The following is an 11,063-nucleotide window of genomic DNA, read 5'->3' on the forward strand; positions in this document are numbered from 1 at the left end:
GCGCTACACACAACTGGCAGGGTTTGCGTTTGCACGCCACTCGGCGCCGCTACACCAACTACAACAAGAGGGTTTGCTGATGCTGTACATCCAGCGCAACAGTTACGGCGAGCTAACGCGAGTAGAAGCCGCCGAATTCGACGGCGCCACCGGCACGGCCCATGCCGATGACCACGACGTGCAAGCCTGGTACGCCAACCAGAGCGTTGAAAGCAACCTGCTGCAACTCAAGCAAAGCGACCTGGAAATGATCCGGGTAATTGACGACTTGATTTCGGTACTGATGAACAAAGGCGTGCTGCGCATCACCGACCTGCCACCGGCCGCGCAAAGCAAACTGCTCAGCCGCACCCAATCGCGCGAAGCCCTGGGCGGGTTGCATAAGCTGATTAACGATGATGACTCCGGGGTGATTTGACCGCTAAGCCTCGTAGGGTGCGCTGTGCGCACCAGGCGATTGGCGTGGTCCCATGGTGCGCACAGCACGCCCTACGGGTTAAAAGCATTCGGCTGGATAGGTGCAAAGCCCCGGCTTTCATGCTGATATGACCACCCGCCAAATCGCGAGCCCGTTTGATGCAAGCCGCTTCCCAACGCCCGCTGTGGCAGGTGTATCTGATCTTTCTGGTGCCGATGGTGCTGTCCAACTTCTTACAGGGGTTGTCGGGCACGCTCAATAGCATTTACATCGGGCAGATGCTCGGTACCCAGGCATTGGCGGCGGTGTCGGGGATGTTTCCCATCGTGTTCTTTTTTATCGCCCTGGTGATCGGTTTGGGCGCCGGTGCTTCGGTGTTGATCGGCCAGGCCTGGGGCGCGCGGGAGCCGCATATGGTCAAGGCCATTACCGGTGCCACTCTCACCCTTGGCGCACTGATCGGCCTGGTGGCCGCCGTGCTCGGCAGCATTTTCGCCCGCCACGCCTTGCAAGCGCTGGGCACCCCCGCCGACGTATTAGACGATGCCACAGCCTATATGCAGGTGATGATGCTGACCATGCCGCTGCTGCTGGTGTTCGTGTTGTTCACTCAGCTGTTGCGCGGCGTTAGCGACACCCTCTCACCGCTGCTTGCACTTATCGTCTCCACGGTCGCCGGCTTGCTGCTGACCCCAGCCTTGATCAAAGGCTGGTTGGGTTTACCGCCGCTAGGCATTCAAAGCGCCGCCATTGCCGGCTTGATCAGCAACCTGCTGGCCATGCTGCTTCTGACCGTGCGCCTGCGCAGTAAACAGCATGTGCTGGCACCGGACCGCGAACTGCTAAAAGCGCTACGTCTAAACCGTGAAATCCTCGGTAAAGTGCTGAGCATCGGCCTGCCCACCGGTGTGCAGATGGTGGTGATTTCGCTGTCGGAATTGGTGATTCTGGCCCTGGTCAACCAACACGGCTCGCAGGCCACTGCTGCCTACGGCGCGGTTACGCAGATCGCCAACTACGTGCAATTTCCGGCACTGTCGATTGCCATCACCGCATCCATTCTCGGTGCCCAAGCGATTGGCGCCGGCCAGCTGGAACGCATCGGCGCCATCTTGCGCACCGGCCTGCTGATCAACACCTTTCTGACCGGTGGCCTGGTGCTGCTCGGCTACGCCCTCTCGCACTGGCTGCTGGGCCTGTTTATCACCGACCCCGCCACCCGCGCCCAGGCCGAACACCTGCTGCATATCATGCTGTGGAGCATCCTCATCTTCGGCTACCAAGCCGCGGTGGGCGGCATCATGCGCGCCAGCGGTGTGGTGCTGATGCCAGTAGTCATCTCAATCTTCTGCATCCTCGGCGTACAAACGCCAGCGGCCTACCTGCTGGATACGCACTTTGGCTTGCAAGGCGTGTGGATGGCCTTTCCACTGGCCTACGTGACCATGCTGGTATTGCAGGTGCTGTATTACAAACTGGTGTGGCGGCATCGGCAGATTAAGCGGTTGGTTTAAAAGCCCACCCACCAGCCTCTATTTTTATCGGGTTAAAAGGACACTCCCCATGATCGACTTCAACAACAAAGGCTTTTTCAAACTCAAGCAAAACGACGAATACGCCGAGCGTGTCAGTTCGTTATTGCTGGAAGGTGAGCAGGTGATCGACTCCTACAAGTCGATGCGCGACGGCGTGGTGTTTACCAATAAACGCATCATCGCGGTGAACGTGCAGGGCCTGACCGGCAGCAAAAAAGACTTCACCTCCCTGCCGTACAAAAACATCGTCGCCTACTCGGTAGAAACCTCGGGCACGTTTGATTTGGACTCGGAGTTGGAGATCTATTTTTCTTCGCTGGGCAAAGTGAAGTTCGAGTTCACCGGGCGTACGTCGATAGTGGAAATCTCTCGGCTGATTTCCAAGCATGTGTTGTAGGCGGCTGGCACGCTTGGGTTGAGTTTGCCCCGCTGGGCTTCGCTGTGCTCGACCTACGGTGCATTCGTAGGTTGGGTTGAGCCGAAGGCGAAGCCCAACAGGCCAGCCCACTATCAACCTGCATAAAAAAGCCCCGCACATGGCGGGGCTTTTTCTTTCCAGCTACTTACTCAGCCAACAAACCGCGTAGCCAACCAGAACAACCCAGCGGCCAAGCCCATGGAGATAGGCAAGGTTAGCAGCCAGGCCAGCAGGATATTGCGTACGGTGCCGCCCTGCAGGCCGCTTTTGTTGGCGACCATGGTGCCGGCCACGCCGGAGGACAGCACGTGGGTGGTGGACACCGGCAAGCTGAACACGTTGGCCAGGCCGATGGCGCAGGCAGCGGTGATTTGTGCCGACATGCCTTGGGCGTAAGTCATGCCTTGTTTGCCGATCTTCTCGCCGATGGTCAGTACCACGCGTTTCCAGCCGACCATGGTGCCGATACCAAGGGCCAGGGCCACGGCCAGAATCACCCAGAACGGCGAGTATTCGGTGGTGGCGGTGAGGTCTTTACGCAGCTTGTCGAGGTCGGACTTTTCACGCGAAGCCAGGCTGTCGAGCTTGCCGACTTTCTTCGCGGTGTCGTCCAGGCACAGCAGGTAACGACGCACTTGAATGCGCGTGTCCGGTGCCAGGCTGTGGTAGTCGCTCACGCCTTTAAGGTCGGTCAACAGGCCAGCGATGGTGGCTTCGGTCTGTTGTGGGTTGCAGCGGAACAGCTCCGGCATTTCAGCGGTGTTGCCTTTGCCCAAGGCCAGGAACTCGCCCAGGCTGTCGCGGTTGCGGTCGTAGAACTGACTCAGGTGCACGGTGGCGTCGCGAGTACGTTCGATCTGGTAAGTGGTGCTGTTCAAGTCCAGCACAAACTGAGCCGGCACGATGCCGATCAACACCAGCATGATCAGACCAATACCCTTCTGCCCATCGTTGGAGCCGTGCACAAAGCTCACGCCCATGGCGGAGAGCACAAGCACCAGACGGTTCCAGAATGGCGGGTGTTTTTTGTCGTCGATCTTGCGGCGCTGCTCGGGGGTTTTGTGCATCTTCGACAGCGGGCGCCACCACTTCAGGCCCAACAGCACCAAGGCCGCCACGGCAAAACCGGCGATAGGCGAAGCGATCAGCGACATACCGATGTCGATCGCCTTCTGCCAGTTCACCCCGTCAGCCAGGGGAATGTCGGTGATCAGCGCATTGGCCAGACCCACGCCAAGAATGGAGCCGATCAGGGTGTGCGAGCTGGAGGCCGGAATACCGAAGTACCAGGTGCCCAGGTTCCAGGTGATAGCCGCAGCGAGCAGCGAGAACACCATGGCCAGACCGTGACCAGTGTTTACGTTGATCAGCAGCTCAACCGGCAGCAAATGCACGATGGCATAGGCCACGCCGACACCGCCAAGCAATACACCGAGAAAGTTGAACAGGCCGGACAGCATCACCGCCAAATGTGGCGGCATGGCCTTGGTATAGATGACCGTCGCCACCGCGTTGGCGGTGTCATGAAAGCCGTTGATGAACTCGAAGAACAGGACGAACGCCAGGGCCAGGATCAAGCTGACGAGCACCCAGGGCTCTAGCCCGCTGAAAAGATCAAACATGTGGTTTTCTGTTCAGGTCGAAAGGGGGCGCGATTATGCCAGATAACCGCCGTGAGCAAATCGACAAAACTGCCAGTCGGTAATGCTAGTAGAGAAATACCGTCATGCCACCGTCACAAAGCCGCAGCCCACGCGGGCTGCGCTCTGGTGCGGCAAATTGTTACTGCTGCGCGACAGGGCTGCTGGCGTCCTGGGCTTTGCGTGGTCGCAGCATAAACGCCAGCACAATCATGCTGGTGGCAAGGCCTGTAAGCACGATAAACGGCACCTGATAGCTACCGGTGATATCCCGCACCAAGCCGGTGAGGATCGGCGTAAAACTGCTGATGCAGTAGCCGGCGCAGAGCATCATCGCCGTCCAGCGACTAACCGCCAGCGGCGTGTTCACTTCGTACATCGGCAGCACCAGCGACAACGCAAACGAGCCGCTTAGGGCAAAGCCCAACAGCAGCGCCCAGAGTTGCGGCAGTAACGTTGGCAGGAAGGAAATCATGCCCAGGCACACGCTCGAGGTAATAGCGCACACCAGCAGCAACTGCGCGCGGTTGTCGTAGCGCTGCGCCAACCAGGGCAATACAAAGGCGCTCGGTAGGCCGATCATCATGAACGAGCTGAATAAGGTGTTGCTCTGCAATGGCGAGAAGCCCACTTCCAGATAACGCGCCGACAGCCAGGTGGCCAAGGTGTAGAACAAGCCAGCCTGAATGGCGAAGAAACCAGTGATTACCCAGGCCCGCGGCTCGCGCCACGGCAACCCGCCGCCACTGCCCACCTCTGCCGGGTTTTCCTTTTTATTCGGCACCCACAGCCAAATCAGCAAGGCTAATAACGCCGGCACCGCCCAGATCGCCAAACCCCAATGCCAGCGTTCATCGAACACCGAAGTCAGAGGCCCGGTGAGCACCGCGCCACCGGCGCCGCCGATGGTCATGCTAAAGGAATACCACGCCACCACGCGGCCAACCTTGCCGACAAAATGGCGCTTGATATAGCCCGACAACAGCGGCCCGGCCACGGCAATACCGGCACCCACAAACACCGCACTGCCAATCAGCACCACCGCGTTATGGCCAAACAGGCGCAGCGCCACCGCCCCGCCAATCAACGCCATACAAGCGGCGATAGTGCGTTCCAAACCAAAGCGCACGGCCAAACGTGGCGCCACAGGGGCAAGCAAACCCATGCACAACACCGGTAAGGCGGTGGTCAGGGCCATCAGGCCACGGCTAAGGGACAGTTCGTTAGCGATCAGTTCGATCAGCGGCGCGAGGGACGTGATGCCGGGGCGCAAATTGATCGCCGCCAACACCAGGGCGACGAATAAAAGCGCCCGAGGGATGGGTTTCACAGGAGTAGTCAACATAGCAACGACCAGGCAGGCCGGGCCAGCAACCCTACTATTCAACAACGGTGCCTCACAAGCCTGACTGGCAAAATAATTGACCAGTCAGACAAGTTTTAACCGCTGAGGCGTTATTTACCTTTGGCGCGCATCTTTTCGGCCATCACCGCCATTTCGTTGTACAGCGCGTTTGGGTTCTTCTGCTTTAACGCCCAAGCCATGCGGCCTTGTTCGTGGGGCAGAATCATAAAGTCGTTGTTGGCCACCGAGGTGTAGATGTAGTCGGCGATGTCTGCAGCGCTGATTGGGCTGCTTTCCAGCAACTTGCCAACCTGGGCTTTCATGGTTGGAGTTGGGCCGCGGAAGGAGTCCATCAGGTTGGTCTGGAAGAACGATGGGCACACCACGTGCACACCGATTTCCTGTTGCTTAAGCTCGGCCAACAGGCTTTCCGACAGCGCCACCACACCGGCCTTGGCGACGTTGTAGTTGCTCATCGCCGGGCCCTGCATCAGCGCCGCCATGGAGGCGATGTTGATGATCCGGCCTTTGCTTTTTTCCAGCAGCGGCAGGAAGGCTTTGCAGCCTTTGACCACGCCCATCAGGTTGATGGAAATCTGCCAATCCCAGTCTTCCAGCGACAGGTCGCTAAAAAAGCCACCGGAGGCCACACCGGCGTTGTTGACGATAATGTCGACGCCGCCGAATTTGGTTTCGCAGGCTTGTGCCAGAGCCGTCAGCTGGCTGTAGTCGCGTACGTCGCAGCGCAGGGTGAAACCGTCGCCGCCGGCTTCGCGCACCAGCTTCAGGGTTTCGGCCAGGCCCGGCTCGCTGACATCGGAGAGCGCCAATTGCCAGCCTTCGCGCGCCCAACGCAACGCGATTTCGCGGCCCAAGCCAGAACCTGCGCCGGTGATCATCATGCGATTTTGCATAGTAAGGCTGCCTTGTTATCTGTAGTCGTTATGGGTGAGGAGTGATGCCAGTGTAGCGAAGGCATTTGCCTAGCCCACGCACCATTAGGCTGCTGAATGACCTAAGCAAACCGCACTCATGCCCGGCCTTCGCGGCGGTTTATAAGGCGCCATAACAGGTACAGATACACCGCGCCGTTGAGCACAACCACCACACTACCAAACAGCAGTTGCAACTCATGGGTCAGGCCGCTGGGGTAAATCAGCGGGATCAGGTAATGCTCGATAAACCCACCCTCGTAACCGGCCTGCCCCGCCGCCTGACGGTAGTGGTTTTCCAACGGCGTCAGCGGGCAGTACAGGTGTAGGAATTCCACCGCGGCGCCCCACGCAACGGCTGGTAAATGCAGTAACGCCAACCATCGCCAGCGCAGCACCAGCAAGCCGCCAAACAGCACAAACACGATAAACAACAAGTGCACCAACACCACGGCGTCGGCTGCCAGGCGATAGCCCATTGTCACGTCTCCTCAACGCCGCAGAAAAAAACCTGAATCATTAGAAAGCAGCCTGAGTCGTAGTTAATAGACGAGGCAAGCGCAACGGTTGTGGGCGGCCTCTGAAGGAAGTTGCATTTAATGGTCTAGAACAAGGAATCCAACCATGGGCCTCAGCACAATTCTGATCGTGGTACTTATTCTCCTCCTGGTCGGCGGTCTGCCGCTGTACCCGCACTCCAGAAGCTGGGGCTACGGCCCGTCAGGCATTCTGGGCACCATTTTGATCATCGTGATCATTCTGGCGTTGCTTGGCAGGATCTAGTTCCCGCCAACATTAAAAAACCCCGCCCAGGCGGGGTTTTTTATGGCCTGCACAAAACCCGCCGCTACTCCGTTATCCCCACGAAAATGGGGATCCAGGACGCTGCGCCGAACACCGCTGCCCACAAGAATCTGGAGTCCCGCCCTGCGGGAATGACGGATGGATTGCGCTAAGTGAAACGGCATAAAAAAAGGCAGCCCGAAGGCTGCCCAAATCACTCAGAGTTTTGCTCGTTAGTGTGCAGCTGCACCACTGGCACCCAGGCCAGTTTGCGAGCGCACGAATTGCGGCAGGAAGCGTGCGCGCTCTTCGCCGGCCGAGGTGGATTTGTCGGTAATGGAGAAGAACCAGATACCAGCAAAGGCTACGACCATCGAGAACAAGGCTGGGTATTCGTACGGGAAGATGGCCTTGGCGTTACCCAGTACCTGCACCCAAACGGTTGGGCCAAGGATCATCAGGGTGACCGCGGTAATCAGGCCCAACCAGCCACCGACCATAGCGCCGCGGGTGGTGAGGTTTTTCCAGTACATGCTGAGGAACAGCACGGGGAAGTTGCAGCTGGCAGCAATGGAGAACGCCAAGCCAACCATAAAGGCGATGTTCTGTTTCTCAAAGAGAATGCCCAGGCCAATGGCGAGTACGCCGAGGGCGATGGTGGTGATCTTCGAGACACGCAGTTCATCTTTTTCGTTGGCTTTGCCGTTTTTCATCACGCTGGCGTAGATGTCGTGCGACACCGCCGACGCGCCGGCCAAGGTCAACCCAGCCACTACCGCCAGAATGGTGGCAAAGGCAACTGCCGAGATAAAGCCCAGGAACAAGCTGCCACCAACCGCATTGGCCAAGTGCACTGCGGCCATGTTGTTACCGCCCAACAGCGCGCCGGCAGCGTCTTTAAACGCCGGGTTAGTGCTTACCAGCAGAATCGCGCCGAAGCCGATGATAAAGGTCAGGATGTAGAAGTAGCCGATAAACCCAGTGGCGTAGAACACGCTCTTACGGGCTTCTTTGGCATCGCTCACGGTGAAGAAGCGCATCAGAATGTGCGGCAGGCCGGCGGTACCAAACATCAGCGCCAAGCCAAGGGAGATCGCCGATACCGGGTCACTCACCAGCGCCCCAGGGCTCATGATGGCCTGGCCTTTGGCGTGCACTTTCACCGCTTCGGAGAACAGCGTGCCGAAGTCGAAGTTGACGTGTTTCATCACCATCAGCGCCATGAACGAGGCACCGGACAGCAACAGCACCGCCTTGATGATTTGCACCCAGGTGGTGGCCAGCATGCCGCCGAACAGCACGTAGAGCACCATCAAGATACCAACCAGAATGACCGCGACGTGGTAGTCCAGACCAAACAGCAGTTGGATCAACTTACCGGCACCGACCATCTGTGCGATCAAGTAAAACGCCACCACCACCAGCGAACCGCTGGCCGACAGGGTGCGAATTTCTTTCTGCTTCAGGCGATAGGACGCCACGTCGGCAAAGGTGTATTTGCCCAGGTTGCGCAGGCGCTCGGCGATCAGGAACAGAATGATCGGCCAGCCGACGAGAAAGCCGATCGAGTAGATCAGGCCGTCATAACCGGAGGTGTACACCAGCGCGGAAATACCCAGGAACGAGGCCGCCGACATATAGTCGCCAGCAATCGCCAGGCCGTTCTGAAAACCAGTGATTTTGCCGCCAGCGGCGTAATGGTCGGCGGTGGAGTTATTTTTCTTGGAGGCCCAATACGTGATGAACAACGTGGCGCCCACAAAGGCGACAAACATCACAATGGCGGAGACGTTGACGGGCTGGCGTTGGACCGCACCGGAAATGGCGTCGGCAGCCCAACCGGCCTGGGTAAAAGCGAGCAAGCCGCAGGCGGCAAGAATACGGGCAATCATTGCTTCACCTCATCCAGAATGGCTTGGTTCAGATCGTCGAACTCGCCATTGGCGCGGTATACGTAAATACCGGTGAGCACAAAGGCCGAGAGGATCAGGCCGATACCGGCCGGAATACCCCACGTCGTCGGCGACCCTTCGCTGATCGGCGTACCGAACAGCGCGGGATCGAACGCAATGATCAAGATGAAGGCCACATACAGGCCAAGCATGATGGCGGACAGTATCCAAGCGAAACGCTCGCGCTTGGCTACCAATTCTCTAAACTTCGAGCTCTTTTCAATTCGCTCGTAGATGCTGTCGTTCATTTTATTTTTATCCTCCGCAGCACGGGTTGCTGGTGAGGTAACTCTAGTTCGCCCATGGCCGGAAGACAGACGACCTTAGTCTTATTCGCGACCATGGTCGCAACCCTACCTACGTCCACCTGGTGCGCACAGCACACCCTACGGCGCGGCGTTGGCTTTGTAGGGTGCGTGCGCTGTGCGCACCAAGCGATTTATGAACAAACACAACCCCCCCAGAAACAACAAAGCCGCTCAGTGAGCGGCTTTGTTGGTAAAACGCGGGCTAACTTACTTCAGCCACTCGTTAACGCGGTCCGGGTGCTCTGCCACCCACTTCTTGGCGGCTTCTGCAGGCTTGGCGCCTTCTTCTACAGCCAGCATCACGCTGCCGATTTCATCCGGGGTCCAGGTGAATTTCTTCAGGAAGGCGACCACGGTTGGTGCTTTGGCTTCCAGGCCTGGGTTGGCCACGCTGTCCACATGTTCAGCTTCGCCGTAAACCAGTTTCGGGTCTTCCAGGAAGCGCAGTTTGTATTTGGCAAACATCCAGTGCGGAATCCAGCCGGTTACCGCAATGGGTTTCTCGGAGCGAATGGCACGAGCCAGTTCAGCGGTCATGGCGCTGCCGGAGCTGGCCAGCAGTTTGTAGTCCAGGCCGTAGTCTTTGATCGCTTGGTCGGTTTTCAGCATCACGCCTGAACCAGCGTCGATGCCAACAATGCGGCCGCCAAAGCCGGCTTTCTCGGCTTGCAGGTCGCCGATGGATTTGGCTTTTACGTACTCAGGCACGATCAGACCGATTTTGGCGTCTTTGAAGTTCGGGCCCAGATCGACCACTTGGTCCTTGAGCTTTTCGTAGTAGGCGCCGTGGGTGGTTGGCAGCCAGGCTGAGAGCATGGCGTCGAGCTGACCTTTAGCCACGCCTTGCCACATGATGCCGGTGGCAACAGGCATCAGCTGTACGTCGTAGCCGAGTTTTTCTTTGATGATTTCTGCGGCCACGTGGGTGGTGGCGACGCTGTCGGACCAGCCATCGACATAGCCGATTTTCAATGTGGGTTTATCTGCCGCACCTGCCAAACCGGTGCTCAGTGCCAGTGCCAAACCGGCACCCAAACCCAATAACCGACGCATTTTGCTCATAAGTCTGTTCCCCGAAAATAGTGGCCCGGCGACTGCCGAGTGGCAGGTGGTTTTGTTTGTCTTTGCTCTATCTAGTAGCGATGCCCATGCAACCGTGTTGCAGGCCCACGCCCTGAGTCAGTCGTGTGCCGACGCGTCGATAATCGACCCAACCGATGATGGCACCTGCTCCGAGAACGACATGAACACAGTCAAGAAACGACACCGCCCAGCTGGAAACGACAAGGCAGTTATCTATGCCCGGCAGAACGTCATTTTGGCGATTGCAAACCCTTGATTTTTTTGATTGAACGCGCGTTCAACAACCCGCCAGCCAGCATCATTTACATGCGCTAACACTGGTCCACGGCGCCTCTACGCTAAATAACGGGAATGCAGGTAAACTGCGCGGCTTTGCTCCCAGACGCGCCTAAACACTATGCCCGCACCTTCACGTTTTCCCGTCTTGCCCTATGCGTTTGCCTTCTTGCTCGCCGTGTTCGCCATTGGCGGCCTGTGGTACGGCCTGGGCAAACCGCTTGTACTGCCCGATGCCGCCACGCCAACGCACAAGTTGCAGTGCGCGTCGTACACCCCATTTGATAAGGACCAATCGCCGTTCGACCAGCCATTTGCCCTGCGCCCCGAGCGAATGGATGCCGACCTGGCATTGCTGGCCACCCGGTTCCAC

Annotated in this window: 11 protein-coding genes and 1 pseudogene; 5 read left to right on the forward strand and 7 right to left on the reverse strand. The window is 58.1% G+C overall.

What is annotated here, in order from left to right; all coding sequences use genetic code 11:
• Positions 1-79: 79 nt before the first annotated feature.
• From AAAB16_RS02700 to AAAB16_RS02710, 3 genes are all read left to right on the forward strand, one after another.
• Entirely contained in the window at positions 80-418 is a 339-nt protein-coding gene (locus tag AAAB16_RS02700; protein WP_110616313.1) for a tryptophan synthase subunit beta, read from the forward strand.
• A 158-nt stretch (positions 419-576) separates the two neighbouring features.
• Positions 577-1,932: an MATE family efflux transporter gene (locus AAAB16_RS02705; RefSeq protein WP_340661948.1), complete on the forward strand. Its 1,356-nt coding sequence runs from the start codon at positions 577-579 to the stop codon at positions 1,930-1,932.
• A 49-nt stretch (positions 1,933-1,981) separates the two neighbouring features.
• Positions 1,982-2,350 (forward strand): PH domain-containing protein, encoded by a 369-nt coding sequence (locus AAAB16_RS02710; protein ID WP_340661949.1) that lies wholly within the window; start codon positions 1,982-1,984, stop codon positions 2,348-2,350.
• Between the two features lie 170 nt (positions 2,351-2,520).
• Here the strand turns inward: AAAB16_RS02710 and AAAB16_RS02715 are convergent, their stop codons facing one another.
• The 4 genes from AAAB16_RS02715 to AAAB16_RS02730 all read right to left on the reverse strand — a co-directional run bounded on the left by AAAB16_RS02715 (position 2,521) and on the right by AAAB16_RS02730 (position 6,767).
• Entirely contained in the window at positions 2,521-3,993 is a 1,473-nt protein-coding gene (locus AAAB16_RS02715; RefSeq protein WP_340661950.1) for an inorganic phosphate transporter, read from the reverse strand.
• A gap of 160 nt (positions 3,994-4,153) precedes the next feature.
• The gene (locus AAAB16_RS02720) at positions 4,154-5,356 is read right to left on the reverse strand and encodes an MFS transporter (protein WP_340661951.1); all 1,203 of its coding nucleotides are present in this window, start codon (positions 5,354-5,356) and stop codon (positions 4,154-4,156) included.
• Between the two features lie 110 nt (positions 5,357-5,466).
• Positions 5,467-6,270, reverse strand: a complete 804-nt coding sequence (locus tag AAAB16_RS02725; RefSeq protein WP_340661952.1) for an SDR family oxidoreductase — start codon at positions 6,268-6,270, stop codon at positions 5,467-5,469.
• A 116-nt stretch (positions 6,271-6,386) separates the two neighbouring features.
• A complete protein-coding gene (locus tag AAAB16_RS02730; RefSeq protein WP_340661953.1) occupies positions 6,387-6,767 on the reverse strand; it encodes a DUF2784 domain-containing protein in 381 nt (126 codons plus the stop codon).
• Positions 6,768-6,912: 145 nt separating this feature from the next.
• On the opposite strand from AAAB16_RS02730, the gene AAAB16_RS02735 reads away from it, so the two are divergent.
• On the forward strand, positions 6,913-7,071 hold the full coding sequence (locus tag AAAB16_RS02735) for a DUF3309 family protein (RefSeq protein ID WP_108095509.1): 159 nt from the start codon (positions 6,913-6,915) through the stop codon (positions 7,069-7,071).
• A gap of 233 nt (positions 7,072-7,304) precedes the next feature.
• Here AAAB16_RS02735 and AAAB16_RS02740 read toward each other — a convergent pair whose 3' ends face one another.
• The 3 genes from AAAB16_RS02740 to AAAB16_RS02750 form a co-directional block, all read right to left on the reverse strand.
• A complete protein-coding gene (locus AAAB16_RS02740) occupies positions 7,305-8,963 on the reverse strand; it encodes a cation acetate symporter (protein ID WP_340661954.1) in 1,659 nt (552 codons plus the stop codon).
• Entirely contained in the window at positions 8,960-9,271 is a 312-nt protein-coding gene (locus AAAB16_RS02745) for a DUF485 domain-containing protein (RefSeq protein WP_340661955.1), read from the reverse strand. The genes AAAB16_RS02740 and AAAB16_RS02745 overlap by 4 nt, the downstream gene beginning before the upstream one ends.
• A gap of 267 nt (positions 9,272-9,538) precedes the next feature.
• On the reverse strand, positions 9,539-10,393 hold the full coding sequence (locus AAAB16_RS02750; RefSeq protein ID WP_340661956.1) for a glycine betaine ABC transporter substrate-binding protein: 855 nt from the start codon (positions 10,391-10,393) through the stop codon (positions 9,539-9,541).
• Between the two features lie 418 nt (positions 10,394-10,811).
• On the opposite strand from AAAB16_RS02750, the pseudogene AAAB16_RS02755 reads away from it, so the two are divergent.
• A pseudogene (locus tag AAAB16_RS02755) lies at positions 10,812-11,063 on the forward strand (beta (1-6) glucans synthase); the annotation flags it as partial.

Origin of the sequence: Pseudomonas sp. (genome assembly GCF_037994325.1) — a bacterium.
Taxonomy (GTDB): domain Bacteria; phylum Pseudomonadota; class Gammaproteobacteria; order Pseudomonadales; family Pseudomonadaceae; genus Aquipseudomonas.

Excerpts from the sequence above, each read along its gene's own strand:
- AAAB16_RS02710 (WP_340661949.1), top strand. The coding sequence starts at position 1,982 with ATGATCGACTTCAACAACAAAGGCTTTTTCAAACTCAAGCAAAACGAC.
- AAAB16_RS02750 (WP_340661956.1), bottom strand. The coding sequence starts at position 10,393 with ATGAGCAAAATGCGTCGGTTATTGGGTTTGGGTGCCGGTTTGGCACTG.
- AAAB16_RS02740 (WP_340661954.1), bottom strand. The coding sequence starts at position 8,963 with ATGATTGCCCGTATTCTTGCCGCCTGCGGCTTGCTCGCTTTTACCCAG.
- AAAB16_RS02730 (WP_340661953.1), bottom strand. The coding sequence starts at position 6,767 with ATGGGCTATCGCCTGGCAGCCGACGCCGTGGTGTTGGTGCACTTGTTG.
- AAAB16_RS02745 (WP_340661955.1), bottom strand. The coding sequence starts at position 9,271 with ATGAACGACAGCATCTACGAGCGAATTGAAAAGAGCTCGAAGTTTAGA.
- AAAB16_RS02715 (WP_340661950.1), bottom strand. The coding sequence starts at position 3,993 with ATGTTTGATCTTTTCAGCGGGCTAGAGCCCTGGGTGCTCGTCAGCTTG.
- AAAB16_RS02705 (WP_340661948.1), top strand. The coding sequence starts at position 577 with ATGCAAGCCGCTTCCCAACGCCCGCTGTGGCAGGTGTATCTGATCTTT.
- AAAB16_RS02700 (WP_110616313.1), top strand. The coding sequence starts at position 80 with ATGCTGTACATCCAGCGCAACAGTTACGGCGAGCTAACGCGAGTAGAA.
- AAAB16_RS02735 (WP_108095509.1), top strand. The coding sequence starts at position 6,913 with ATGGGCCTCAGCACAATTCTGATCGTGGTACTTATTCTCCTCCTGGTC.
- AAAB16_RS02725 (WP_340661952.1), bottom strand. The coding sequence starts at position 6,270 with ATGCAAAATCGCATGATGATCACCGGCGCAGGTTCTGGCTTGGGCCGC.
- AAAB16_RS02720 (WP_340661951.1), bottom strand. The coding sequence starts at position 5,356 with ATGTTGACTACTCCTGTGAAACCCATCCCTCGGGCGCTTTTATTCGTC.